A 25,234-nucleotide genomic window follows, 5' to 3' on the forward strand; every position below is an offset into this window, starting at 1 on the left:
ATCGGAGCGGCCGTATCACGGGCTCTCCGTGACGTCGGTCAGCCTCCGCCCGACTCCTTCGGGGGCTGTGTGAACGACTCGACCACGCCGCGCAACCCTTCCTTCCGGTAGACCTCCCCAGTTGGCGTGCGAGCGCCGTAGCGGCGGGCCTGCGCGATCGCAGAACGGACGCGCGGGTCGTGCTCGGCGATGCGCGCCGCCCGCTGGGCACCGGGGGTCCGGGCCGCCTGCTGCAGCTTGTGGAGGTACTCGTCGGCGTTGCCGGTGTGGTACACGATCTGGTGCTCAGCCTCCTGTCTGAGCTCCTGCCACTCGAACCCGACGACCCGGGTGCCGGTGACCAGTCCGTGCAGGCCGACCCCGCCCGCGAGCCAGGCGATGAGCAGGACAACCGTCAGCGCGATAAACATTTCGGCAAGGTCGACGGCTCCCGGCACCGCCAGGGCTGCGGCGAGCAGCATCCCGGCCGCCAGGGTCGGGGGTCCAACGACGAGACCGGCGCGCAGAGCCATCCGCAACGGGCGGTCGACCCAGGACCGGCCGGCCCGGAGGTCTGGGGCGAGTGTCGGTTCGGCGCTGCTGTGGTTCCTCGTCACCCGCACCCGGGTGAACGCCTTGCCGATGCTGCTGCCGGTCAGGGTGTGAGTGAGCCAGTCGTAGGCCCAGATCACCAGCCCCTGGAGGTAGACCGTGCTCAGCACCACGGGCTGGAGCTGCTCCACTGCGGCCCCGACCGAGCCACCGGCGGCGGTGCCCGGGTCCCACTCGGTGAGGAAGTCGTTGAAGGAGTCGAAGCCGGCGAGCAGGAGAGCATCGGCCGCCTGGCTGAAGGTGAAGGGCAGCACGATGAGGCAGGCCAGCCCGAAGGCGATGACGGAGTCGATGGCGCGGGCGATCAACCGGCGCAGGCGCAGCGGCGGATAGGTTCGTGTGGTGTCCCGGCTGCTGCGGGTGGTGTCCACGATCCCGGTCACCTTCGCTCCTTTGCCGGTTCCAGTCTATGACCTCATCCGGGGGAGTCCTGCCTGACCTAGCAATCGGATCCGCGCGTGCGACTCGACGGCTCCGGCAGTCCATGCAGGTCAGCAACACCAGGAACCCCACGACCTCCTGGTCGTGGGGTCCCGTGGTGTCGGTGGCTGCTCGGGCTCAGCCCTGCGGGGCGTCGCCGGCCATCTCGGACTCGGCCGCGGCCAGCTTGGCCCGGACCTCGTCCATGTCCAGCTCCTTGAGCTGGCCGATCAGGCTCTCCAGGCCGGCTGCGGGCAGCACGCCCGGCTGCGAGAACAGCAGGATGCCGTCGCGGAAGGCCATCACGGTGGGGATCGAGGTGATCTGCGCACCGGCGGCCAGCTCCTGCTGCGCCTCGGTGTCGATCTTGCCGAAGACGACGTCGTCGTGCTTCTCGGAGACCTGCTCATAGACCGGCGCGAAGGCACGGCACGGACCGCACCACGCGGCCCACCAGTCGATCAGAACGATCTCGTGGTCGGCCAGCGTCTGGTCGAGGTTGTCTCTGGTCAGCTCCATCGTGCTCATACGGGGGCCAACGCCGCGCCGGCCACGGTGATTCCCGGGGCGATCTTCGTCACATGCCGGACGCCTGCCCCGCAGAGCCCCGCTGATGCGGAACAATGGCGACCATGGGTTTCGCACCGTCGGTCTCCAACTCGATCACCGTCCGCCTCGAGCTTCCCGCGCGGGCGACCGCCGTCGGGGAGCTCACCGCAGCCGTGGAGAAGGAGGGCGGCATGGTCACGGCGGTCGACATCGCCGAGTCCGGTGCCGAGCGGCTGCGCACGGACATCACGATCGCCACCTGGGGCGAGGCCCACGCCAAGCAGATCGTCGAGGCGATGGCCACGGTGCACGGCGTGGAGATCGGCAAGGTCAGTGACCGGACCTTCCTCATGCACCTGGGCGGCAAGCTCAGCGTGGAGTCCAAGTCCCCGATCCGCAACCGTGACGACCTGTCGATGGTCTACACCCCCGGCGTGGCCCGGGTCTGCAAGGCCATCGTCGACAACCCCTCCGACGCCCGCCGGCTGACGATCAAGCGCAACACGGTCGCCGTCGTCACCGACGGCACGGCGGTCCTGGGGATGGGCGACATCGGGCCGCTCGCCGCGCTGCCGGTCATGGAGGGCAAGGCCGCGCTGTTCAAGCGGTTCGCGGACGTCGACGCGTTCCCCATCGTCCTGGACACCAAGGACGCCGACGAGATCGTGCGCATCGTCAAGGCCATCTCGCCGGGCTTCGCCGGGATCAACCTCGAGGACATCTCGGCACCCCGCTGCTTCTACATCGAGCGCCGCCTGCGCGAGGAGCTCGACATCCCCGTGTTCCACGACGACCAGCACGGCACCGCCATCGTGGTCCTCGCGGCCCTGCGCAACGCGCTCCGCGTCGTCGACAAGGAGCTCGACACCGTCAAGATCGTCCTGTCGGGGGCCGGCGCCGCCGGCTCGGCGATCCTGCGGCTGCTGCTGATGGCCGGGGCGACCGACGTGACGGTCTCCGACGTCCACGGGGTGCTGCACTCCGAGCGCGCCGACATCGCCCGCGGCGACAACGCCAACATGGCCTGGATCGCCTCCCAGACCAACCGCGCCGGACTGCGCGGCACGGTCACCGACGCCCTGGTCGGGGCCGATGTCTTCATCGGAGTGTCCGCCGGCGGCATCCTGACCGGCGCGGACATCGCCACGATGGCCGACGACGCGATCGTCTTCGCGATGGCCAACCCGACACCGGAGGTCGACCCCGCCGACGCGGCCGAGCACGCCACGGTCGTGGCGACGGGACGCAGTGACTTCGCCAACCAGATCAACAACGTGCTGGTCTTCCCGGGTGTCTTCCGCGGCCTGATGGACGCCCAGACCGACCACATCAGCGACGAGATGCTGCTCGCGGCGGCCTTCGCGCTCTCCGACGTGGTCGGCGCCGAGGAACGCAACCCCACCTACATCATCCCCAGCGTGTTCAACCCCAAGGTCAGCAAGGCCGTGGCCCAGGCCGTCGAGAAGGTCGCGCGAGAGCGTGCCGACGTCACCTCCTGACCACCTGCGGGGAGTATGCCGGGGGCTGGGCTGGCTCCTGCTGCTCACCCTTCTCCTCGCGCAGGTGTGGGCGCTGTACCTGCTGGTCCCCTCCCCGGGGGATCCGCTCTTCCCCGGCCAGGACAAGGTCGGGCACGCCCTGCTGTTCGGGGTGCCGCTCGCCCTCTCCCTGGCGCTGGGTTCCCGGCCGGTGAGCCTCGGCATACTGCTGCACGCGCTCGCCAGCGAGCCGCTCCAGGGGCTGCTCACCTCCACGCGCACCCCCGACGCCTGGGACACCGTCGCCGACCTGGCCGGCATCGCCCTCGCGGTGCTGGTGGTCGAGCTGGCGCGTCGGCGCCGCCCAGTGTCCCGCGTGGCCGAGCCGGACACCGTGGGGGCGCTCCGGTGACCGCCGACGAGGGGCCCGGCTCGCTGGCCGGACAGCTGCTGGTGGCCACACCCGTGACCGGTGACTTCTTCCACCGCTCCGTCGTGCTGGTGCTCCACCACGACGACGACGGCGCCACCGGGATCACGCTCAACAAACCGCTGGAGGCCGAGGTCTCCGCCGTCCTCCCGGACTGGCAGCCGCACGTGACACCGCCCGGCGTGCTGTTCCAGGGCGGGCCGGTGCAGCTCGACTCGGCGATGGGGCTGGTCAGCGTGCCCGGTGGAGTGGCAGCGCAGACCGAGACGCTGGGCATCTCGGTGCTCTTCGGTGGGCTCGCCCTCGTCGACCTGGACGCACCACCCCCGGTCGTCGTCCCCGAGGTCTCGGGGCTGCGGATCTATGTCGGCTATGCCGGCTGGAGTGCCGGGCAGCTCGAGGAGGAGCTCATCGAGGGCGCCTGGTACGTCGTCGAGCGCGAGCCCCGCGACCCCTTCCACGACTCGGCGGACCTGTGGCGCGACGTGCTGGTCCGCCAGCGGAACTCGCTGTCGCTGGTCGCCAACCACACCCACCACCCCGAGCAGAACTGAGGCCGCTCCCAGACGCCCGCAGTAGGGTGAGGGCATGTCGTTGAGCATGTCGCAGGAGCCGCTGGACGCCCCGGAGGCGCCCACCGCCCCGTCCACCCGGACCGCGGTCCTCGAGCGCGAGGACACCAGCACAGACCCCCGTCTCAGCGAGCCGGGCGACCACGAGCGCTTCGCGCACTACGTGCGCAAGGAGAAGATCATGGAGAGCGCCCTGTCGGGCGAGCCCGTGGTCGCGCTGTGCGGCAAGATCTGGGTGCCCGGGAGAGACCCGAACCGGTTCCCGGTCTGCCCGACGTGCAAGGAGATCTACGAGGGGCTGCGCGCCCCCCAGGACGGCGGGGAGTAGGCGACACGCCCGGGCTGTCGCGACACACCGTCGGGCGGCACGCGGGCGACCTGCGGCTTTCCGAGGGGCGTCCGGATCGGCCCCGTGGAACTCGTATCCTGAGCGGCGATGTCCACCTCAGCTGCCTCTCATCTCCCCCCGGCCTATCCCGAGCGTGCGGCGTGGGGCACCGCCGGCAAACTGCGCGCCTGGCAGCAGGCCGCGCTCGACCAGTACCTCACCGACAGTCCCCGCGACTTCCTCGCCGTGGCGACGCCCGGCGCCGGTAAGACGACCTTCGCACTCAAGGTGGCGACCGAGCTGCTGGACGCCGGTGTCATCGAGCGGGTCACCGTGGTCGCCCCCACCGAGCACCTCAAGACCCAGTGGGCCGAGGCCGCTGCCCGGGTCGGCATCAACATCGACCCCCGGTTCGCCAACGCCCACGGGCGCCACGGCCGGGAGTTCCAGGGGGTGGCGGTCACCTACGCGGGGGTCGCCAGCAAGCCGCTGCTGCACCGGGCCCGGACCGAGGCGGCCCGCACCCTGGTCATCCTCGACGAGATCCACCACGGCGGTGACGCCCTGAGCTGGGGCGAGGCGATCCGTGAGGCCTTCGAGCCGGCCACCCGGCGGCTGTCCCTGACCGGCACACCCTTCCGCTCCGACACTGCCGCGATCCCGTTCGTGCGCTACGCCATGGACCACGAGGGCGTCCTGCGCTCAGAGGCGGACTACACCTACGGCTACGCCGAGGCACTGCGCGACGGTGTGGTGCGACCGGTCCTGTTCCTGGCCTACGGCGGGAGTATGCGGTGGCGCACCCGGGCGGGCGACGAGATCTCCGCGCAGCTCGGGGAGACCCTGACCAAGGACCTGTCCAAGCAGGCGTGGCGCACCGCCCTGGACGCCGGGGGCGAGTGGATCCCGACCGTGCTGGCCGCCGCCGACAAGAGGCTCACCGAGGTGCGTCGGGGCGTCCCGGACGCCGGCGGGTTGGTGATCGCCAGCGACCAGGCCTCGGCCCGGGCCTACGCCCGCCAGCTCGCCGCGCTCACCGGCGAGAAGCCGACCGTGGTGCTCTCCGACGACACCGGCGCCTCGGGGCGGATCGAGGAGTTCGCCGAGGGGGACTCACGGTGGATGGTCGCCGTCCGCATGGTCTCCGAGGGCGTGGACGTGCCGCGCCTGTGCGTCGGTGTCTATGCCACCTCCACGTCCACACCGCTCTACTTCGCCCAGGCCATCGGGCGGTTCGTGCGCGCCCGGCGCCGCGGCGAGACCGCGTCGGTGTTCCTCCCCAGCGTGCAGCTGATCCTGCAGCACGCCAGCTCGATGGAGCTCCAGCGCGACCACGCCCTCAACAAGAAGCGGTCCGACGAGGACGGGCTGGACTGGACCCCGGAGGACAACCTGCTGGCCGAGGCCAACGCGCCCGAGCAGGCGCTGGACTCCGAGCAGGGCGCGTTCGAGGCGCTGGAGTCCGACGCGCTCTTCGACCACGTGCTGTTCGACGCCGAGCAGTTCGGTCTGGGTGCGCTGCCGGGGAGCCAGGAGGAGGAGGACTACCTCGGCCTGCCCGGGCTGCTCGAGCCGGACCAGGTGGCGCACGTGCTGCGGGACCGGCAGCGCAAACAGGTCAGCAACGGCGGAGGCCGTCGCGCGGCCGAGCACGTCTCCGCGCACCGCGCGCTGGCCGAGCACCGAAAGGAGCTCAACAAGCTGGTCTCGGCCTACGCCCAGAAGTCCGGTCAGCCGCACGCGATCGTGCACTCCGAGCTGCGCCGCAGCTGTGGTGGGCCAGAGCTGGCCACCGCCAGCAGCGAGCAGGTCACCCAGCGGATCGACACGATCCGGCGCTGGTTCGTGGGACGCCGCTGACCCGCGGCGGCACAGCAGCGAGCCCCGTGCCCGGGTCGAGGGCACACCCCGGGCAGGACGCAGTGGATACGGTGTCCCGGTGAGTGCCGAGCCCGAGACCGCGCAGACCCTGGACCGTGGCCTGCAGGTCCTGGAGCAGCTGTCCGGGGCGGCCGGACACGGGGGCCTGACCGTCAGTGAGTTGGCGCAGGCGCTGGGGGTCGGCCGCTCGGTGGTCTACCGTCTCGTCACCACGCTGGTGGCCCGCGACTACGTGCGGCGGGGGCAGGACGGCCGGTTCCGGTTGGGCCTGGCCAGCTCGCGGCTGGCGGTTGCGGTCCGGCCCGCGCTGGTCGAGGCCGCGCGGCCGGTCCTGCGGGCCCTGGCCGACCAGCTGGGCGCGACCGCCCACCTGACTGTCGTCGAGGCCGGGTCGACCGACGCGCTGGCGGTGCTCGTGGTCGAGCCGTCCTGGACCGACTTCCACGTCGCCTACCGCGTGGGCAGCAGGCACCCGCTGACCCAGGGGGCGGCCGGCAGGGCCCTGCTCGCCGGACGGCGGGGGAGTGCTCGGGCGGTCACCACCCAGGGCGAGCTCCAGGTGGGAGCGCACGGCGTCGCGGCGCCGGTCACCGGCGTCCCGAGTCTCGAGGCCTCGGTCGGCGTGGTGTCGATGACACCGATCCGGGAGCGCGGTGGCGCCGACGCCGTCGAGCTCGCGGCACAGCAGGTGGCCGCCGCGCTGGGCACCACCAGACAGCACGAGTCCGAGGGGGATCCCTCGCTGTCCGACTGACCCGTCCCGGCACCCGCGGGGAGGCGCGGGTGGGCAGCGCGTCAGCGCCAGGGGCCGAAGTCGGGCTGCCGCTTCTCCGCGAACGCGGCCGCCCCCTCCTTGGCCTCGTCCGACTCGACGAACAGGTCCAGGCCGGCGAACGCGATATTGCCCAGCCCCTGCATGTGGTCGGAGTCGGCGTTGAAGCTGTGCTTGAGGAAGCGCAGCGCCGTGGGGGAGTACGACGCGATCTTGCGGGCGTACTCGCGGGCCTTGTCCATGAGCTGGTCGGCCGGGACCACCTCGTTGACCAGACCCCACCGCTCGGCCGTCTGTGCGTCATACAGGTCCAGTAGGAACCAGATCTGCCGGGCCCGCTTCTCACCCACCACCCTGGCCAGGTAGGCCGAGCCGAAGCCCGCGTCGAAGGAGCCGACGCGCGGGCCGCTCTGTCCGAACCGGGCGGTCTCGCTGGCCACGGAGAGGTCGGCGAGGACGTGGAGCACGTGACCCCCGCCGACGGCCACCCCGTTGACGGCGGCGATCACCGGCTTGGGGATGTCGCGCATCGTCTGGTGCACCTGCTGGATCTGGAACAGGCCCCACTCCGTCTCGCCGTAGCTGCCCGTCTCGGCCCGCTCCTTGACGTCACCCCCGGCACAGAAAGCCTTGTCCCCGGCCCCCGTCAGGATCACGCACGCGACCCGGGAGTCGGCCCACGCGTGCTTCAGGGCCGCCAGGAGCTCGTCGACCGTCCGCCCCCGGAAGGAGTTGTAGCGCTCGGGCCGGTTGATCGTCACCACCGCCCAGCTCTCCTCGACCTCGTAGGTGATGTCGGTGAACTCCTCGGGCTTGATCATCGGCCTGCTCTCTCTGTTGGGTATGGCGTCATCTTGACGGTCGTCACGGACCGTGGCAAGGTCACTGCGTGTCTGAGCGTGAGGATCAGCCGGTCGCCCTCGTCACCGGGGCGGGTCGTGGGATCGGTGCCGGGGTGGCCGTGGCGCTCAGTCGAGCCGGGTATGCCGTGGGGCTGAGTGCCCGCAGCGCGGACCAGCTGGAGGAGACGGCCCGGCAGTGTCCGGGGCCGACCCTCGTGCTGCCGGCCGACCTGGTCGGGGCCGGAGCGGTCGAGCAGGTCGTCGACCGGCTCGAGCAGGAGTGGGCCGCCCCGGAGGTGGTCATCGCCAACGCCGGGGCCGGTGTCTCCGCCTCCGTGGAGAAGACGACCGACGAGCAGTGGCAGCTGATGCTCGACCTCAACCTGACGGCGCCCTTCCGGCTCCTGCGCCGGACGATCCCCGCCATGAGGCAGGCGGGACACGGGCGCATCGTCGTGGTGGCCTCGGTGGCCGCCAAGCACGGCGAGCCCTACATCTCCGCCTACACCGCGAGCAAGCACGGCGTGCTCGGGCTGGTCCGGTCCGCGGCCGCCGAGCTGGCCCGCACGGGCGTCACCGTCAACGCCGTCTGCCCGGGCTACGTCGACACCCCGATGACCGACGCGACGGTGCGGGGCATTGTGGAGAAGACCGGCCGGTCGCCGGAGCAGGCGCGGGCGGCGCTCGAGGCGAAGCAGGGGATCAACCGGCTCATCACGGTCGAGGAGGTCGTGGAGGCCGTCCTCGCCTGCGTGCGCAACGGTGGCATCACGGGTCAGGGAATCAATGTCGACGGTGGAGGTCTGCAGTCATGATCGAGCGTGTCAACCCGCCCGAGCTGGGCGAGGCCAGGGGCTTCAGCCACGCCGTGATCGGCACGGGCACGGTCGTCTTCCTCGCCGGGCAGACCGCGCTGACCCCCGAGGGTGTGATCGAGGGGGACACGGTCGTGGAGCAGTTCGAGCGGGCGCTGACGAGCCTGCTGACGTCCCTGCGCGCCGCGGGGGGTGAGCCCGCGGACCTGGCGTCGCTGACCGTCTACATCGTGGACATGGACGACTACAAGGCCAACGCCCGGGAGATCGGCAGGGTCTGGAAGCGCCTGGTGGGGACCGAGTACCCCGCGATGGCGGGCATCGGCGTCTCCCGGCTCTGGGACGTCGAGGCCCTGGTCGAGGTCCAGGGGACGGCCGTGCTCCCCGCCGCCGACCGCTGACCGACACCCACCGCCGGCCTGACGCGCGAGGTGCGGACCGCGGACGTCACGTTTGGGTCACTCTGTGTGTCGTCTCCTGGACGAGCGACACAGAACCGGCATAAGGTTTGGCACGGAGGCAGGCGCAACGACGTGCCGGCACACCCTGGAAGGGTTCTGCGATGACGACTCGACGCACGACATACCTGCTGGCCCTGACCGCCGCCAGCACCCTCGCCCTGGGAGCCTGCGGCGGAGGCACCCTCGGTGGCGGTGGAGACGAGGGCGGTGAGGAGGCCGACGGCACGATCAAGATCGGGCTGCTCGTCCCGCAGTCCGGGGTCTACAAGAGCCTCGGCGACGACATGCGCGCCGGCTTCGAGGTCTACCTGGAGGAGCACGACAACACCCTCGGCGGGCTCGAGGTCGAGGTGGTCCTCGCCGACGAGGGGGAGACCGCGGAGTCCGGCAAGGCCGCCGCCGACAAGCTCGTCAAGCAGGACCAGGTCACGGTCGTGACCGGGGTGGTGAGCTCGGCCGTCATGAACGGCGTCGTCGACCTGTTCGAGACCAGCAAGATCCCGCTGGTCGGCTCGAACGCCTCGCCGACCACGCTGACCGACGCGGAGTTCATCTGGCGCACGTCCTACGTCAACGACGAGCCGGGGGAGGCCCTGGGCGCCTATGTCGCGGAGAACGTCGACGGCGGTGTCTACTTCCTGGCCGCCGACTACCAGGCGGGCAAGGACGAGGTGTCCGGTTTCAAGAAGAGCTTCGAGCCGGCCGGCGGCGAGACGGTCGACGAGGTCTACACGCCGTTCCCGGCCACGACCAACTTCCAGCCGTTCCTGGCCAACGCGAAGGCGTCCGGGGCCGAGGCACTGTTCTCGTTCTACGCCGGTGGTGCCGCGGTCGAGTTCGTCAAGCAGTACGACCAGTTCGGCCTCAAGGGCGAGATCGCGCACTACTCCGCGGGCTTCCTGACCGAGGGCGGCGTGCTGGACGGGCAGGGCGCCTCGGCCGAGGGCACCTTCACGGCGATGAACTACAACTACGACCTCGACAACGAGCTCAACGCCTCCTTCGTCGAGGCCTACGTCGCCAAGACCGACCGCAACCCCACGACCTATGCCATGGCCTCCTACGACGCGGCCAAGGTGCTCGACCTGGCGATCGAGGCCGCGGGCGAGGCCGACCCCGAGGCGATCAACACGGCCATCGGTGAGATCAGCGAGATCGAGTCGCCCCGCGGCACGTGGACCTGGTCAGAGATCGGCACCCCCGTGCAGACGTGGTACCTGCGTGAGGTCAAGGAGGTCGACGGCACGCTGACCAACGTCATCATCGACGAGCTCGGTGAGCTCGGGGGCTGATCGGCCGCATGACGGCTGATCGCGACTCATGACCGGGTGGCTCGACGCGCACCTCGTCTCCATGGTGGACGGGGTGGCCTATGGCCTGCTCCTGTTCACCCTGGCCGTCGGGCTGTCGCTGGTGTTCGGGATGATGGACGTGCTCAACCTGGCGCACGGCACGCTCTACCTCGCCGGCGCCTACACGGCCTACGCCCTCTCCGACGGCAGCTGGCTGGGCCTGCTCGTGGCCCTGCTGGTCGGGCTGCTCGTGGGACTGGCCGGCGGCGGCCTCCTGGCCGCCGCCGTCGCACCCCTGCAGGGGCGTGGCCACCTGGACCAGGCGGCCCTGACTCTCGGCATCGCGCTCATCGCCGCGGAGGTCATGGCGATGTTCTTCGGCGCGGAGGTGCTGCCCACGGCCCCACCGGGCTCCCTCGCCCGCTCGGTGTCCGTGCTGGACCACTCCTACCCGCTCTACCGGCTCGTCTTCATCGCGGTGGCCGGGGTGCTGGCGGTCCTGGTCTACCTAGCCTTCGAGCGGTCCTCGGTCGGTGCCCTGGTGCGCGCCACGGTGGCCGACCGGGACATGGTGCGCGCGATGGGCGTGGACACCCGCAAGGTGCTCTTCGGCGTGTTCGCGTTCGGAGCGGTCCTGGCGACCGTCGGCGGTGTGCTCGGGGCCCCGATCATCGCGCCGGGCCCCGGCATCGACGACCGGGTCCTGGTCCTCTCGCTGGTCGTGATCGTCATCGGCGGACTGGGGTCGGTGCGGGGAGCGCTGCTCGGCGCGCTGCTCATCGGACAGGTCCAGACGCTCGGCGTGGCCCTGACCCCGGCCTTCGCCCCCTTCCTGCTCTTCGGCGCGATGCTCCTCGTGCTCGTCCTGCGGCCGCAGGGCCTGTCCAGCCTGGGGCGGGCCTGATGAGCACGGACGCGGGCCTGCGCTCCCGCGGCCGTCGCCTCCCCCTGCGGACCGCTGTCCTCGTGGCGGTCGTGACCGTGCTGCTGCTGCTCGTCCCGTGGGTCTTCGGCGCCTTCACCGTGATGACCTTCACCCGGGCGCTGGTCTTCGCGGTCCTGGCGATGAGCGTCAACCTGCTCACCGGCGTGGCGGGGATGCCCACCCTCGGTCAGGCCGCCTACTTCGGGGTGGGGGCCTACACCGGCGCCCTCGTCGGGATCCACTGGTCCGAGCTCGGCGTGGTGCAGCTCGCCCTCGCCACGCTGGCCGGCGTGGTGGCCGCCGTCCTCACGGGCCCCCTCGCGATCCGCGGTCGGGGGGTGGCCTTCCTGATGATCACCCTGGCCATCGGCGAGATCGGCTACACCGCGGCCGGCCGCCTCGACTCGGTGACGGGCGGCACCGACGGGATGAGCGGCATACCGCCCGTTGTCGTCACCCCCGGCGGCAGCGGACTGGTCAACGAGGGCCTGATCTACTACTACGTCCTCGTCGTCGCTGCAGTGTCCTACGCGGCGGTGGCGGTCCTGCTCCGCTCGCCCTTCGGGCTGACGCTGCGCGGTCTGCGCGACAACGAGAGCCGGCTGCGTTCCGTGGGCTACCGCACCGACTCCTACGCGCTCGCGGCCTATGTGTATGCAGGTGGGCTGGCTGCCCTGGCCGGCTCGCTGTGGGCCTCCTCCCAACGGTTCGTCGCCCCGGGCGACCTGGGTTTCGAGATCTCTGCCCTGGCACTGCTGGCGGTCATCGTGGGTGGTGTGGGGTCCATGTGGGGTGCCTGCCTGGGTGCCCTCCTCGTCGTCTTCACGCGGGACTACCTCGGGCAACAACTGTCCGGTCACGCGCCGCTCCTGCTGGGCATCCTGTTCGTCCTGACCGTCTACCTGCTGCCCCAGGGGGTGGCCGGTGGCCGCGCCCAGTGGCGCCGGCTCTTCCCGAAGGACCATGGCGGAGACCCCGGGACGGTGACACCGACATGACCCAGCAGGACGCCGCCCCCGGATCGGGGACGCACGACGGCGGACAGGGGGACGGCCCCGTGCCCGCCCTGCGGGTCGAGGGCCTCAGTCGGCACTTCGGCAGCCTGAAGGCGGTCGAGGACGTGAGTTTCAAGGTGCGGCCGGGGAGCCGGCACGCGGTGATCGGGCCGAACGGGGCCGGCAAGTCGACCCTCTTCGCCCTCACCGCAGGTGCCCTGCGGGCCACCGCCGGCCGGGTGTGGCTCCACGGGGACGACGTCACATCCCTGACCGAGCACGCGCGTGCCCGCCGCGGGCTGGTCCGGACCTTCCAGCACTCCTCGCTGTTCCTCAGGGCCACGGCCCGGGAGAACGTCCTGCTGGCCGTGCAGCGCCGGCACGGTGTCCAGGCGCAGCCGTGGCGTGCCGTGACGCGCCGCAGCGCGCTGGTCCGGGAGGCCGACGAGGTGCTCGACCGGCTGCTGCTGAGTCACCGGTCAGGACAGCTCGCCGGGGCACTGTCCCACGGTGAACGGCGCCAGCTCGAGGTCGCGGTCGCCCTGGCGGCCGCGCCGTCGGTGCTCCTGCTCGACGAACCCGCGGCCGGCATGTCCCCGGCCGACACCCATGCCTTCCAGGAGATCGTCCTCGGTCTCCCACCGGAGCTGACGGTCCTGCTCGTCGAGCACGACCTCGATCTCGTCTTCGGCGTGGCCGACCACGTCACGGTGCTGCACCTCGGTCGCCACCTGCTCACCGGTCTGCCCGCCGAGGTCCGGGCCAGCGACGAGGTGCAGCACGCCTACCTCGGCGCTGAGGACACCTCGGCGCTCTTCTTCGAGGAGCAGGAATGAGCCCCACGCCGGTGCTGTCGACCCGGGGACTGGTCTCCGGTTATGCCGGGTCCCGTGTCCTCGACGGTGTCGATCTCGACCTCGCCGAGGGGCGGGTGCTCGCCCTGCTGGGGCGCAACGGCGTCGGCAAGTCGACACTCGTGAACACCATCATGGGCCTGGTGCGACCCATGGCGGGGTCGGTCACGGTGGCGGGCCAGGAGGTGGCCGGTGCGCGACCGGACCGGATCGCGGGGCTGGGGCTGGGCCTGGTGCCCCAGGGGCGTCGCGTCTTCGCGCCACTGACGGTGGCCGAGCACCTGGAGATCGCCGACCGGGCCGGCCGCGCGGGTAACTGGACCCGGCAGCGTGTCCTCGACCTCCTGCCCCGGCTGGGAGAGCGGCTGAGGCACCGCGGTGACCAGCTGTCCGGCGGCGAGCAGCAGATGCTCGCGATCGCCAGGGCACTGCTGACCAACCCCACCATCCTGCTCCTCGACGAGCCCTCGGACGGCCTCGCCCCCTCGGTCGTCCAGCAGGTCGCCGAGGTGGTCCAGGAGGTCTGCCGCGCGGGGATGTCGGTGCTCCTGGTCGAGCAGAACCTGCGTCTCGCGCTCTCCGTGGCCGACCAGGTCGTGGTGATGCAGAAGGGCACCGTGAAGTGGGACGTGCCCGTCGACGAGTTCCGGCGCAACCGGGCCCGGGCCGAGGAGCTGCTGGGGATCTAACGAAGCCTGCCGATACCATTTCGTTCGACGTGCTCTCCTACGCCGACTGGCTTGGCATCACTGTCGTTGTCGCCCCGGACCTGGTGCCGGAGCTTCCCCTGCTCGTCAGGAGCGTGGCACAGGGCGTGGAGCGTCTTCTCTCCTAGCACCCTCCGGACACGACAAGTGACCCTCGGCAGTGCGTCGCCGGCACGTGCGCACGCTGATGCGCGTGCGCTCGACTGCCGCCCTGGGACGTCCAACTGTCTGATTCGGACTCTCCGGGAGGGGGACGCTTGACGGCGCGAGAAGGGCGAGGGACTCTAGCGTCATGACCTTCACCGCGGCCACTGAGGAGTTGGACACATCAGAGTGTCTGGCCTTGCTGCGTGAGGCGCCAGTCGGCCGCCTCGCCGTTATCGTGCACGACCGCCCGGAGATCTTCCCTGTCAATCATGCCGTTCACCACGGATCGGTGGTCTTCCGTACATCAACCGGCACCAAGTTGTACAGCGCTCTGGGTCAGCCCGTGGCCTTCGAGGCTGATGGATATGACTCGACGACCCGCCGAGCGTGGAGCGTGGTCGTGTCCGGCACGGCTCATGAGGTGAAGCAGTTGCACGACGTGCTCAAGGCCATGGAGCTCCCGGTCTTTCCGTGGGAGATAGGACCGAAGCCACACTTCGTCCGGATCGATCCGATCTCCATCACCGGCCGACGGTTCGAGGTGCACGGAGGTCTCGACCTGCCCACAGGCGGGCCTGAGTAGGGGAACCATCAGAAACCGAGCAGTTGCCCGGCTCACTTTCAGGATGGTCCTGTGCTGTACGGCTCGGCAGGGTCGAAGGTCCCAACTACGGGGGACTCCAGGTCGCCCCGGCCCATCATTGCGCGATCAGACTGACGCCTAGGGTGGCGGTCGGCGGCCACGGGCACCACGGTCGGCAGTCACATTCAGGCCCTGCTGGCGCTGTCACGATGATGAGCAGGCGGCGACTCCATCACGGAGCCAAGGTCTGTGCGGACAGTCATCACGACGTGGGCACCGTCCACAGGAGGATGGTGCCCTTCCCAGGGGATGACTCCACCCGGAACCGGCCACCGTGTCGCTCGGCACGGTGGCGGATGTTCGCCAGCCCGCTCTCGGCCACCCCCTCGGGCATCCCTCGGCCGTTGTCCGCAACAGTGAGGACAATCTCGTCACTCACGGCAAGGGTCACGGTGACCATCGAGGGAACGGCGTGCCGGCTCGTATTCGACAGTGCCTCCGCAAGAACGGCCAGCATGTCGGAGACGAGCTCCCTGCGCACCAGGGTCCGCACTGGCCCTTCAAAGCGCAGCTGTGGGTGGAACCCGAGCGTGGTGGCCGCCCGGTCGACGACGCGGGTGATCTCGGCCTGGATGGTGTCGGACGACTCCGTTGCGCCCAGGGCGAAGATGGTGCGCCGGATGTCCTTGATCGTGGTGTCCAGCTCGTCGACCGCGTGTTCCAGTACCTGTTCGATCTCCGGACTCTTTACGTTCCGGGATGCAGCTTGTAGCCCGAGCCCGATCGCGAACAGGCGTTGGATCACCACGTCGTGCAGATCCCGGGCGATGCGGTCGCGATCCTCGAAGATGACTAGCCTGTGCTGGTCCTCACGGGCCCGGACCAACTGGAGCGCCAGGGCCGCCTGCCGGGCGAAGCTGGTGGGCATCTCGGAGTTCATGGAACGGTACTGGCCGACGCGCTGCGCTGTCCACGCAAGGCCGAGTGCCCCGGTGATGCCGGACGGTGGCCCCAAGGGCACGACGATGGCCGCGCCTACCGGCGGCCACCCAGGCAGTGGCCCGGCCGGGAAGAGTTGCGGGTCACTACTCACGTCTTCCACCGACAGCGGCTCTCCCCGCTCGACGACGAGGCGGGTGAGCGGTGACTCGAGTGTTGCCGCGCCGGGTCGGTCCGGTGACTGGCCGGCGCTCGAGACCGCGATGACACGAAGCTCTGCGGCACTGGGCCCCGTCACGATCCAGGTGACGTCTGCCTCCGCTGCGGTCCGTGCACAGTCGGCGACGAGATTGAAGGCGTCGGCAGCATCAGCGGACCCCGACAGCAGCCGGACCATGTCCGATGTGGCGCTGAGCCATTCCTGTCTGCGCGCCGCTTCCTCGTAGAGCCGGGCATTCTCGATCACGACGCCGGCTGCGGCGGCCAGGGCCACCACGATTTCCTCGTCCTGGGCCGTGAAGTCGACGCCGCCGCCCTTCTCGGTGAGATAGAGGTTCCCGAACACCTGGTCGCGGATGAGCACCGGCACCCCGAGGAAGGAGTGCATGGGTGGGTGGTTTGGTGGGAACCCGTAGGACTGGGGGTGCTCGGCGATATCGTGCAGGCGCACGGGCTCGGGGCGGTCGATGAGGAGGCCGAGCAGGCCGTGACCTCTTGGCAGGTCCCCGATCAGGGCGACCTGGTCGTCGCTGATCCCCTGGTGGACGAACGTCCGCAACCGTTGGCTGGAGTCGGTCTCCAGGACCCCCAGGGCGGCGTACCTGGCGTTCACCAGTCGGCTGGCGATGGTCACGATCCGGGACAGCACGCTGTCCAGGCTGAGGTCGGCGGCCATGGTGACGACCGCATCCAGGAGCAGACGAAGGCGTGCTTGCTCGTCGAGCACGCCGTGCATCCGGTGGACCACCTCACGGACCAGGTCCTCGAAGTCGGCCCCGCTCAGGGGACGCTCTGCAATCGGGTCCGTTGCCGGCTCCTCAGGGTGGGTTGGGTCCATGTCCGCCGCGTGGTTCCGTCAGCGCTCCGAGCGGGGGTGTTGGACAGTGAACACCGCCGCCTGGGTGCGGCTGGAGAGTCCGAGCTTGGCCAGTATGGACGAGACGTAGTTCTTGACGGTCTTCTCCGCCAGGAAGAGTTCTGCTCCGATCTGCCGATTGGTCATGCCCCGCCCGATCAGCTCCAGGATCCTGCGCTCCTGCTCCGTGAGCGACCGTAGCTCCTCATCCACTGGCGGCCCGCTTCGCACCCGCTCGAGCACCTTTGCTGTCGCTGTCGGGTCGAGCGTCGACTGGCCCGAGGCCACGGTTCGGACCATCTCGACCAAGTGACTGCCGCGCACCTGCTTCAGCACGTAGCCGGCTGCGCCCGCCATGATCGCGGCGAACAACGCCTCGTCGTCGTCGAAGGAGGTGAGGATGAGGGCGGCGATGCCGGGGTCCTGGGAGCGGATCTCGCGGCACACGTCGATGCCGGAACCGTCGGGCAGGCGCGCGTCCAGGACCGCTACGTCTGGCCGCAGGGCGGGGATGCGTCGAGTGGCTTCGGCAGCCAGCCCTGACTCTCCGACGATCTCGATGTCGGGCTCGGTCTCCAAGAGGTCTCGGATGCCGCGCCTGACCACCTCGTGGTCGTCGAGGAGGTAGACGCGGATCGCTTTCTCCGCCGCCGGGCCGGTGTCGGTCACGTTCTCACGGTATCGGGTGGGCAGCGCGCGCGACAGGGAACGGATTCCTCCGTCCCCTGGGTCTATGGTGGGCGCCACCCGGCCGGACGTGCCCACGAGACGTATCACCGCAGCGCCGGGACGCGCCTGACCACCTCGGTGTTCTTCCACCAGTTGCCGAGGCCCCACGTGTCGCCGGTGTGGGCGAGGGCGAGGAACACCAGCACGATCGCGCCGATCACATGATCGTCGATGACCGGGTTGTTCTCCAGCGGAAGCGCGGCGAGGTACATCAGGCCGTAGAGCAGCACGCCGCTGACCGCGGCGATCCGCAGACCTGCGCCGGCCAGCAGGGCGACACCGATACCTAGCAGGCCTGCCATGAACAGCCAGGTCACCCAGGCCTGGCCTGCCAGGGACTGGAACGTTGCGCCGAAGGTGCCCTCGGCGTTGGACAGGTACCCCGCGGTGGGGTCGCCGCCATTGATCCAGGCCCGGTCAGTCGGGGTGGCGAACCCGAGGCCGAATGTCTTGTCCAGGAACGCCCACAGGAAGGTGAAGCCGAAGGCGATACGCAGGACGGCCATCACCCGTCGGGCGGCGAGGCTCAGCCAGATGTTGTTGGTGTGCTCGACGCCACGAAGGTGGTCGTGGTCGCCGGTCGGGCTCAGTGGGGTAGTGCGGCGCTGGATGACAGCCATGGGGATCTTCCTCCTCGGGTGACTCAGCAGCGGGGTGTGCTGCTGGCATCCAGCCTCGTCCGTACTGCGTGCCCGGCACAGGGTCCAGGGTCGCTATTCGCGCGGGACCTTGGTCCCACCCGCCACGGTCCCAGGTCCCTGGGCGGGACATGACCGTGTGTTGGACGATGGGCACGATGGATCGGAAGGGGAGTCGACATGGCCGTGGACCGGAAGCACCTACGCCGCGGCGGAGTCGATATGCCGTGGACGGCGACGCACGCCACTGATCCCGGCGCCAGGTATGGCCCCTGGTTCCAGCGGCGGCCCGGCCTGACGGTAGTCCTCGGCGCCGTCCTGTTCCTCACCGTGACTCTCGGACGCATCGCGGCGGGGGATGACGCCTCGGTCGGCGTGACCATGCTCTACGCGCTGCCCGTCAGTCTCCTCGCCATCGCCTGGGGGCGAGTAGCCGGCCTGGTCGCCGGCCTGGTCGCCATCACGTTGCAGATCGTCTGGGTCGCCGGCGCGCAGGTGGACCTGTCCTGGCTGGGTTGGACATCCCGTGCCGTGCCGCTGCTCCTGATCGGACTTCTCCTCGGTGACGCCTCGGAGCGGCTTGCTCGTGCCGAGCGTGAGCGGTCGCGGCAGAAGGCACGAGAGCAGCGACACCGGCAGGCCGTGGAGATCAACGACAGCCTGATCCAGGGCATGGCCGCGGCGAAGTGGTCCCTGGAGGCGGGACGGATCGAGACCGGGCTCGCCACACTGGAAACGACCCTCGACCAGGGCCAGAGCCTCGTGTCGCAGTTGATCAGGGACGCCGACGAACTCGACGCTGGCCGATGAACATACGTTGTGCCCACCAGGCGGGACCTAGCGAAACTCGTGCGGTCGGGGGCTCAGCGCGACTCCTCCACGAACCGGTGCGCGGGCACCTCCAGGCGCCGCTGCAGGGCGAAGAAGAGGTCGGCCGCCGTCGTGCCCGACCAGTTGCGCGGCAGCAGCTCGGGTGCCAGACCGGGGTCCAGGTAGGGGAGCCGGCGCCAGGAGGTGAGCACGCGCACGTAGTCGGCGAACGCCCGGCCCGGCTCGTCCTTGCGCCGACTGTCCCGCCACCGGGCCAGGACGGCCGAGTGGTCACCGCAGAACTGTTCGTAGAGCCCATCGAGGCTGTCCAGGTCCCACCACTGGGCGACCTGCTCGGCGGCGGCGGCGAAGCCGAGGTAGCGCGCCTCGAACAGGTCGATGTACTCGGTGAGCTGTTCGCGCAGCAGGACGTCCCGGGCCTCGTCGTAGAGGTGGGCGGGGGCGATCCACACGCCGGGTCCCACCGAGCCGAAACCGAGCCAGGACAGGCGCGAGCGCAGGGTGTGTCGCCGCCTGCGTTCTGACTCCGGCACGCTGAAGACCGCCAGGACCCAACCCTCGTCCAGGGTGCCGCGGCGGCGGCGGAAGATCCGGCGGTCGCCGGCGTCGAGGATCTCGCGCGCCTGGGTGGACAGGGCGTAGCCGGCTCGGCCGTCGATCCGCTCCGCCTCGAGGATGCCGCGACGCTTGAGGCGGGAGATGGAGGAGCGGACGGCGGGCTCGTCGACACCGAGCTCGGCCATCAGGCGGATCAGGGTGCTGACGCTGAGCCAGCCCCCGACCTCGCGGGCGTACAGACCGTAGATCGTCACGATGAGCGCGCGCAGCCCCGAGTCGGCGCCGCTACCGCCCCGCACGTCTCCCGTGCCTCGTGTGCTATTGACTGTCGTCACAGAACAAACATACTGGGACTAGTGGGCGCCGACGCCGCAGGTGCCCCGACGAGAGGCCACCAGATGCCGGACTCCGAGCTCTCCCCGAGTGCGCACGTCGACACCTTCTGCCGTGACAACCTGCCTCCACGTGAGCTGTGGCCGGAGCTGATCTTCGAGGTGCCGGAGGTGGTGTACCCGGACCGGCTCAACGTCGCGACGGTCCTGCTCGACGACATCATCACCGATGGTGGCGTCGACCGCCTGTGTGTGCTGGCTCCGGACGGCACGAGCTGGAGCTACGGTGAGGTCAGGGAGCGGGCGAACAGGCTGGCCCACGTGCTCCGGGACGACCTGGGCCTGGTCCCCGGCAACCGGGTCCTGCTCAGGGGACCCAACAACCCGTGGCTGGTCGCGGTCTGGTTCGCCGTGCTCAAGGCAGGGGGTGTCGTCGTCCCCACCATGCCCATGCTCCGGCCCAGGGAGCTGCAGACGATCGGCGAGGTCGGACAGTTCGACATCGCGGTCTGCGACCACCGCTTCACCGAGGACCTGCTGGCCGCTGACATCCCGCGGCTGCGGACCCTGACCTACGGGGGCACGGTCGAGGGGCTCGAGGACATCACCGCGCTGTCGGAGGGCCGGCCCGGCACCTTCGCGGACGTGGCCACCGCGGCCGACGACGTCGCGATGCTGGCCTTCACCTCGGGGACCACCGGGCGCCCGAAGGCCACCATGCACTTCCACCGGGACATCCTGGCCAACGCCGACACCTTCTCGCGCTACGTCCTCCGGCCCGCACCGGACGACGTCTTCGTCGGCACGCCGCCGATCGCCTTCACCTTCGGTCTGGGTGGTCTGGTGGTCTTCCCGCTCCGGGTCGGTGCAGCCACCCTGCTCGTCGAGAAGGCGACCCCGGAGCAGCTGGCCGACCTGATCGAGGAGCACGGTGCGACGGTCTGCTTCACCGCACCCACGGCATACAAGGCCATGCTGGCCAAAGGGAGAGCCGCCTCCCTCGCCAGTCTGCGCCGCGCGGTGTCGGCGGGGGAGCACCTCCCGCAGCCGACCTGGCAGGCCTTCCACGACGAGACCGGGGTCAAGCTCATCGACGGCATCGGCTCCACGGAGATGCTCCACATCTTCATCAGCGCTGCCGACGACGACATCCGGCCCGGGTCGACCGGGGTGCCGGTCCCCGGCTACCGGGCCAAGATCGTGGACAAGGCCGGCCACGACGCCCCCGACGGCGTCGCGGGGCGACTCGCGGTCAAGGGCCCGACGGGCTGCCGCTACCTCGCGGACCCGCGCCAGACCCTCTACGTCCAGGACGGCTGGAACATCACGGGGGACACCTTCATCCGTGACGAGGACGGCTACTTCTGGTTCCAGGCGCGCTCTGACGACATGATCGTGAGCTCCGGCTACAACATCTCCGGGACCGAGGTGGAGGAAGCTCTCGTGTCCCACCCGGACGTGATGGAGTGCGCCGTGGTGGCCGCCCCCGACGAGGAGCGGGGGCACGTGGTGAAGGCCTACGTGGTGCCGCGCAACGGGCGGTCACAGCTCGGGGGAGAGGAGGGTGAGGCGGCCCTGCGCAGGGCGCTGCAGGACCACGTGAAGGGCATCATCGCGCCCTACAAGTATCCCCGCCAGATCGAGTTCACCGACGCGCTCCCGCGCACGTCGACCGGCAAGGTGCAGCGCTACGTGCTGCGCCAGGACGCGACCGGTGCAGCGGGCTGACCGGCAGCCGGAGGCGTCAGACCAGACGCAGACCCGGTTGGCGTGTGGTTGACCGACCGACCTGCTAGTGTCTCGGTAATCGATGTATCGAAAAGCGATACATCACTCCGAGTGGGGGAACTCATGTCACGCACCGCACTTCGTGCCCCGGCCGCCCTGGTAGGCCGGGTCTCGCTGATCGTCACCAGCGTCATCGCGCTGGTCGGCGCCGTCTTCACCTACGCCCTGATGGCTCTTCACCTCAGTAGCCTGCGGATGCTTCCCGGGACCGTCCTTCCGCTCGCCGGAGCCCAGGAGCGGCTGGGTGAGGCGGTGCTCCCGGCCGGCATGCGGCACAGCAACGCGTCGATGTCCGTCCAGGTCGACCTCGTGGCCTACGACGTCGACCAGACCTTCCTCGCCTGGCAGGTCGGTGCGTGGATCAGCCGCTACGGGCTCGGGATCGTGGTCCTGCTCTCGGTGGTCTATCTGTCCTGGCGGCTGTGGCGCCGGGGCGGGCTGGGGCGGGCCGCCTCCTGGTGGGCCGGCTCCCTCGGAGCCCTGGTGCTCGCCGTCGCCGTCCTGGCACCCTGGGCCCTCATCCGCGCCGACCAGCTCTTTGCCCAGGCGATCGGGGCACCCACCGAGCCGGAGGCGAACCTCAGCTGGTTCGTGGTGCCGGAGTGGTCCGTCCAGGACGCCGACTGGTGGCTGATCCTGTTCGCCGGCCTGCTCCTGCTGCTCTCGCTGCTGCTCCGCCGGGCGCACCGCGCGGAGGACGACACTCAGGGACTGATCTAGGGATGGCGCTGCGCAAGTCACCCCCGCCGGAGCCAGAGGTCCGGTGCCGTCTCGATGACCTGTTGGCAGAGCGTGGAATGACCCTGGCCGACCTGGCCAAGCAGGTGGACATCACCTACCCCAACCTGTCGGTGTTGAAGAACAACCGCGGTCGCGCCATCCGCTTCTCCACGCTGGCCGCCATCTGTCGTGCCCTGGACTGCACGGTCGGCGAGCTGCTCGAGGTGGCGCCGGACCGACCGTAGGGCCGTGGCCGCTCAGTGGCCGCGGAAGGCTTCCTCGAGCCACCAGGAGGGTTGGTCGGCGACGATCTTGGCATCGATGAGCAGTGGTGTGTCCTGGGGGCCGTCGAGCCAGGTGCGCACCGGGTCGAGGTCGTCGACGGCGCGGACGGTCACGGCGGTGAATCCGTAGCCGCGGGCGATGGCGGCGATGTCGGTGTCCGGGAAGGTGACGGTGTCCATCGGGTGGTCACCGCCGGCGAAGTGGTGGACCTCGGCCCCGTAGGCGTCGTCGTTGTAGACGATGACGACCATGGGCAGTCCGAGGCGGCGGACCGTGTCCAGCTCGGCGGCGCCCATGAGGGCGCCCCCGTCTCCGAGGGCGGCCACGGGGAGGCGGTCGGGTCGGGACAGGGCCAAACCGGTGGCGGTGGCCAGCCCGAGGCCGATGGCCTGGAAGGCCTGGGTGAAGCAGAAGCCCTGCTCGTCGGGGACGGAGAGGAACATGCTGGGGTAGCCCATGAAGTTGCCCGAGTCCACGGCCACGACCCGCTCGCGGGGCAGCAGGTCGTCCAGGGCGATGGTGAGGGTGCGGGGGTCGATGCGGCCGGCCCGGGAGGTGTCCTCGTAGGGGACGTCGCGCCAGGCCAGGGAGGTGGCCAACCGGGCGCGGACCTGCTCGGTCCGATAGCCGTATGCCGTGGGCTCACCGGGTGCGTCGCCGCCGGGCGTGCCGGTGGCGGGCAGGGCGGCCAGTGTGCGGGCTGCTGTGGTGGCCACCTCGCCGAGCACGCCGAAGGTGAGCTCGCGGTGGGCGCCCAGGGCCTCGGCGGTGTCGTCGACCTGCACGACCGTGGTGTCGGGGCCGATCAGCGCGCCGTGCCGCATGGTCCACATGTTCAGCGCGCAGCCCCAGCCGACGATGAGGTCGGCCTCGCGGACCAGCTGTGCCGCCAGCGGTGAGGAGAACCCGCCCGAGACGTCCAGCGACCAGGGGTGGTCGTGGAACAGTCCCCGGGCCACCGCGGAGGTGGCCAGCAGCGCCCCGCTCGCGTCGGCCAGGGACACGAGTGCGTCGCGGGCGGCGTGGCTGCGGGCGCCGCGCCCGGCGACGAAGACGGGTCGCCGTGCGGCGCCGAGGGCCGCGACGAGGCGGGTCAGCTCCTCGGCGGCGGGCTCGACCGGTGCAGGTGCCGGTGGCAGCGCGAGGTGGTCGGGGAGTCCGGCCTCGGGCAGTTCGGCCTCCTGGACCTCCAGGGGGAGGTTGAGCACGACGGTGCGCCGCTGGTGGACCGCGGTGGCGACGGCCTCGATCGCCTGCGCCACGGCATACTCCGGGTCGGTGATCCGCACCGGCACCGCCCCCACCGCGCGGGCCAGCGCGTCCTGGTCCACGTGGAAGTTGGACAGTGGCGCGGTGGACTCGGCGGCGAGCACGACCAGCGGCGTCCGGGACTTGGCTGCCTCGGCGATCCCGGTCATCGCGTTGGTCAGGCCGCACCCCTGGTGCACGGTCAGCGCCGCCGGCCGTCCGCTGTTGCGGGCGTAGGCGTCGGCCATCGTGGCGCCACCGCCCTCGTGCCGGGCGGCGACGAACCGGGCGCCCGCGGCGACCATCGCGTTGGTGACGTGGAAGTTGCCCGAGCCGACCACAGCGAAGACGTGGTCGACGCCCGCGGCGACCAAGGCTCGTCCGACTGCCTCCGAGACGCGCATGGGACCAGCCCGACCTAACGCTCGACGAGCGCGACCACCCGCGCCGGCGAGCCGGACCCGCCGATGATCTTCAGCGGCGAGGCGAGGACCACCGCCCCGGTGGGGGGCAGCTGGTCGAGGTTCTGCAGCTGGGCCAGGCCGTACTTGTTGTTGCCCATCAGGAAGGAGTGACACGGGAAGGCCGGGTCGAAGGAGTGCGCGGCCCCGGCGTCCGTGCCGACCGTCTCCACACCGATCCCCTGCAGGGGGGACTCCTCCGCGACCCAGCGGGCGCAGGCCGCCGACATCCCCGGGCTCGTCGGTCCGGTCTCGGTGTTGTTGATCATCTCCTCCTGCGTGACCCGCGCGGACCAGCCGGTCCGGCACAACAGCCAGCCGCCCTCCGGGAGGCCGCCGTGCTCGGCCGCGAAGGCCTCCACGTCCTCCCGCTCGATGAGGAAGTTCGGGTCGGCGGCGACCTGCTCGGTCACGTCCATCACGATCGCCGGTGCCACGAACGCGCCCACGGGCACCGAGGCGATGTCCGCCAGGTCCCTGCCCGTCACCCAGTGGTTGGGCGCGTCGAAATGGGTGCCGGTGTGCTCCCCGGTGCGGAAGTTGTTCCAGTACCAGGCCGGACCCTGGTCGTCGTACCGGCTGATCTCCTCGAGCTGGAACTGGGCCGTCTGCCCGAACTCCGGAGGCAGCTCCAGCAGCGGGGTCTCGGCGCTCAACGGGGCGGTGAGATCGATGACCTGGATGCTTCCCGAGGACAGCGCGGCAGTGAGGTCTGACAGGACGGACATAACTCTCCTTCGGAGACGGCCCGGCACGGGACGGCTGCGTGGACCAGGGTGGTCGTTCTGGGCGCGCCGTGCAGCAAGCCTCCCTCACCGCCCGGTCGTCGAACTGACGCTCGGAGCCCGGGATCATCAGAGCACGGGACCAGCGGAAGCGCAAGGGGTGTTGGCGCTGGTCAGCGCTCTGTCGGTGGTCGTATGTATGTTCGAGGTATGGATCGGCAGGCGGGGGTGGCGGACGAGCGGGGGTATGCCGCTGGGTCGCC

General features: G+C 70.5%; 27 protein-coding genes. 18 read left to right on the top strand and 9 right to left on the bottom strand.

Going from position 1 to position 25,234, the window contains the following annotated elements:
* Positions 1 to 38 precede the first annotated feature (38 nt).
* Positions 39 to 974: an RDD family protein gene (locus tag DA085_RS17485; RefSeq protein WP_109474272.1), complete on the bottom strand. Its 936-nt coding sequence runs from the start codon at positions 972 to 974 to the stop codon at positions 39 to 41.
* A 175-nt stretch (positions 975 to 1,149) separates the two neighbouring features.
* Complete coding sequence (locus DA085_RS17490; RefSeq protein ID WP_109474273.1) at positions 1,150 to 1,539, bottom strand: thioredoxin family protein; 390 nt, start codon at positions 1,537 to 1,539, stop codon at positions 1,150 to 1,152.
* Between the two features lie 104 nt (positions 1,540 to 1,643).
* Between DA085_RS17490 and DA085_RS17495 the strand changes: the two genes are divergently transcribed.
* From DA085_RS17495 to DA085_RS17515, 6 genes are all read left to right on the top strand, one after another.
* Positions 1,644 to 3,059, top strand: a complete 1,416-nt coding sequence (locus DA085_RS17495; protein ID WP_109474300.1) for an NAD-dependent malic enzyme — start codon at positions 1,644 to 1,646, stop codon at positions 3,057 to 3,059.
* Positions 3,040 to 3,450 (top strand): VanZ family protein, encoded by a 411-nt coding sequence (locus tag DA085_RS21720; protein WP_237565587.1) that lies wholly within the window; start codon positions 3,040 to 3,042, stop codon positions 3,448 to 3,450. The genes DA085_RS17495 and DA085_RS21720 overlap by 20 nt, the downstream gene beginning before the upstream one ends.
* Positions 3,447 to 4,022, top strand: coding sequence for a YqgE/AlgH family protein (locus DA085_RS21725; protein ID WP_237565588.1), 576 nt, complete (start codon positions 3,447 to 3,449; stop codon positions 4,020 to 4,022). Before DA085_RS21720 ends, DA085_RS21725 begins: the two co-directional genes overlap by 4 nt.
* A 34-nt stretch (positions 4,023 to 4,056) precedes the next feature.
* The gene (locus tag DA085_RS17505) at positions 4,057 to 4,368 is read left to right on the top strand and encodes a DUF3039 domain-containing protein (protein ID WP_109474275.1); all 312 of its coding nucleotides are present in this window, start codon (positions 4,057 to 4,059) and stop codon (positions 4,366 to 4,368) included.
* 108 nt (positions 4,369 to 4,476) lie between these two features.
* Positions 4,477 to 6,228: a DEAD/DEAH box helicase gene (locus tag DA085_RS17510; protein WP_109474276.1), complete on the top strand. Its 1,752-nt coding sequence runs from the start codon at positions 4,477 to 4,479 to the stop codon at positions 6,226 to 6,228.
* 79 nt (positions 6,229 to 6,307) lie between these two features.
* Entirely contained in the window at positions 6,308 to 7,003 is a 696-nt protein-coding gene (locus DA085_RS17515) for an IclR family transcriptional regulator (RefSeq protein WP_109474277.1), read from the top strand.
* A gap of 41 nt (positions 7,004 to 7,044) precedes the next feature.
* Here DA085_RS17515 and DA085_RS17520 read toward each other — a convergent pair whose 3' ends face one another.
* Complete coding sequence (locus DA085_RS17520) at positions 7,045 to 7,842, bottom strand: enoyl-CoA hydratase-related protein (protein WP_109474278.1); 798 nt, start codon at positions 7,840 to 7,842, stop codon at positions 7,045 to 7,047.
* A gap of 68 nt (positions 7,843 to 7,910) precedes the next feature.
* Between DA085_RS17520 and DA085_RS17525 the strand changes: the two genes are divergently transcribed.
* From DA085_RS17525 to DA085_RS17555, 8 genes are all read left to right on the top strand, one after another.
* Positions 7,911 to 8,678, top strand: a complete 768-nt coding sequence (locus DA085_RS17525) for an SDR family NAD(P)-dependent oxidoreductase (RefSeq protein WP_109474279.1) — start codon at positions 7,911 to 7,913, stop codon at positions 8,676 to 8,678.
* Positions 8,675 to 9,079: a RidA family protein gene (locus DA085_RS17530; protein ID WP_161958541.1), complete on the top strand. Its 405-nt coding sequence runs from the start codon at positions 8,675 to 8,677 to the stop codon at positions 9,077 to 9,079. Before DA085_RS17525 ends, DA085_RS17530 begins: the two co-directional genes overlap by 4 nt.
* Before the next feature lie 161 nt (positions 9,080 to 9,240).
* A complete protein-coding gene (locus tag DA085_RS17535) occupies positions 9,241 to 10,431 on the top strand; it encodes an ABC transporter substrate-binding protein (RefSeq protein WP_109474280.1) in 1,191 nt (396 codons plus the stop codon).
* A 28-nt stretch (positions 10,432 to 10,459) separates the two neighbouring features.
* Positions 10,460 to 11,335, top strand: a complete 876-nt coding sequence (locus tag DA085_RS17540; protein WP_109474281.1) for a branched-chain amino acid ABC transporter permease — start codon at positions 10,460 to 10,462, stop codon at positions 11,333 to 11,335.
* Positions 11,335 to 12,354 (top strand): branched-chain amino acid ABC transporter permease, encoded by a 1,020-nt coding sequence (locus tag DA085_RS17545; protein ID WP_109474282.1) that lies wholly within the window; start codon positions 11,335 to 11,337, stop codon positions 12,352 to 12,354. The genes DA085_RS17540 and DA085_RS17545 overlap by 1 nt, the downstream gene beginning before the upstream one ends.
* On the top strand, positions 12,351 to 13,187 hold the full coding sequence (locus tag DA085_RS21410; RefSeq protein WP_202619297.1) for an ABC transporter ATP-binding protein: 837 nt from the start codon (positions 12,351 to 12,353) through the stop codon (positions 13,185 to 13,187). The genes DA085_RS17545 and DA085_RS21410 overlap by 4 nt, the downstream gene beginning before the upstream one ends.
* Positions 13,184 to 13,894, top strand: a complete 711-nt coding sequence (locus tag DA085_RS21415) for an ABC transporter ATP-binding protein (RefSeq protein ID WP_202619298.1) — start codon at positions 13,184 to 13,186, stop codon at positions 13,892 to 13,894. Before DA085_RS21410 ends, DA085_RS21415 begins: the two co-directional genes overlap by 4 nt.
* Before the next feature lie 310 nt (positions 13,895 to 14,204).
* Positions 14,205 to 14,642 (top strand): pyridoxamine 5'-phosphate oxidase family protein, encoded by a 438-nt coding sequence (locus tag DA085_RS17555; protein ID WP_109474283.1) that lies wholly within the window; start codon positions 14,205 to 14,207, stop codon positions 14,640 to 14,642.
* 262 nt (positions 14,643 to 14,904) lie between these two features.
* Here the strand turns inward: DA085_RS17555 and DA085_RS17560 are convergent, their stop codons facing one another.
* The 3 genes from DA085_RS17560 to DA085_RS17570 form a co-directional block, all read right to left on the bottom strand.
* Positions 14,905 to 16,638, bottom strand: coding sequence for a sensor histidine kinase (locus DA085_RS17560; protein ID WP_109474284.1), 1,734 nt, complete (start codon positions 16,636 to 16,638; stop codon positions 14,905 to 14,907).
* 18 nt (positions 16,639 to 16,656) lie between these two features.
* Positions 16,657 to 17,325 carry a response regulator gene (locus DA085_RS17565; protein WP_237565589.1) on the bottom strand — a complete coding sequence of 223 codons (669 nt, stop codon included), beginning with the start codon at positions 17,323 to 17,325 and terminating at the stop codon, positions 16,657 to 16,659.
* 104 nt (positions 17,326 to 17,429) lie between these two features.
* A complete protein-coding gene (locus tag DA085_RS17570) occupies positions 17,430 to 18,005 on the bottom strand; it encodes a hypothetical protein (RefSeq protein WP_237565590.1) in 576 nt (191 codons plus the stop codon).
* A gap of 198 nt (positions 18,006 to 18,203) precedes the next feature.
* On the opposite strand from DA085_RS17570, the gene DA085_RS17575 reads away from it, so the two are divergent.
* Positions 18,204 to 18,833 (top strand): hypothetical protein, encoded by a 630-nt coding sequence (locus tag DA085_RS17575; RefSeq protein WP_109474285.1) that lies wholly within the window; start codon positions 18,204 to 18,206, stop codon positions 18,831 to 18,833.
* Between the two features lie 53 nt (positions 18,834 to 18,886).
* On the opposite strand, the gene DA085_RS17580 is transcribed toward DA085_RS17575, so the two are convergent.
* Entirely contained in the window at positions 18,887 to 19,747 is an 861-nt protein-coding gene (locus DA085_RS17580; protein ID WP_237565591.1) for a PaaX family transcriptional regulator, read from the bottom strand.
* 63 nt (positions 19,748 to 19,810) lie between these two features.
* Between DA085_RS17580 and DA085_RS17585 the strand changes: the two genes are divergently transcribed.
* From DA085_RS17585 to DA085_RS17595, 3 genes are all read left to right on the top strand, one after another.
* Positions 19,811 to 21,472, top strand: coding sequence for an AMP-binding protein (locus DA085_RS17585; protein WP_109474286.1), 1,662 nt, complete (start codon positions 19,811 to 19,813; stop codon positions 21,470 to 21,472).
* 123 nt (positions 21,473 to 21,595) lie between these two features.
* The gene (locus DA085_RS17590; protein ID WP_109474287.1) at positions 21,596 to 22,252 is read left to right on the top strand and encodes a hypothetical protein; all 657 of its coding nucleotides are present in this window, start codon (positions 21,596 to 21,598) and stop codon (positions 22,250 to 22,252) included.
* Between the two features lie 2 nt (positions 22,253 to 22,254).
* Complete coding sequence (locus DA085_RS17595) at positions 22,255 to 22,497, top strand: helix-turn-helix domain-containing protein (RefSeq protein WP_109474288.1); 243 nt, start codon at positions 22,255 to 22,257, stop codon at positions 22,495 to 22,497.
* A 12-nt stretch (positions 22,498 to 22,509) separates the two neighbouring features.
* On the opposite strand, the gene DA085_RS17600 is transcribed toward DA085_RS17595, so the two are convergent.
* Both DA085_RS17600 and DA085_RS17605 read right to left on the bottom strand, forming a co-directional pair.
* Complete coding sequence (locus DA085_RS17600) at positions 22,510 to 24,189, bottom strand: thiamine pyrophosphate-binding protein (protein ID WP_109474289.1); 1,680 nt, start codon at positions 24,187 to 24,189, stop codon at positions 22,510 to 22,512.
* 14 nt (positions 24,190 to 24,203) lie between these two features.
* On the bottom strand, positions 24,204 to 24,974 hold the full coding sequence (locus DA085_RS17605; protein ID WP_109474290.1) for a cyclase family protein: 771 nt from the start codon (positions 24,972 to 24,974) through the stop codon (positions 24,204 to 24,206).
* Between the last annotated feature and the right edge of the window lie 260 nt (positions 24,975 to 25,234).

This window comes from Ornithinimicrobium cavernae (assembly GCF_003121625.1).
GTDB lineage: Bacteria > Actinomycetota > Actinomycetes > Actinomycetales > Dermatophilaceae > Ornithinicoccus > Ornithinicoccus cavernae.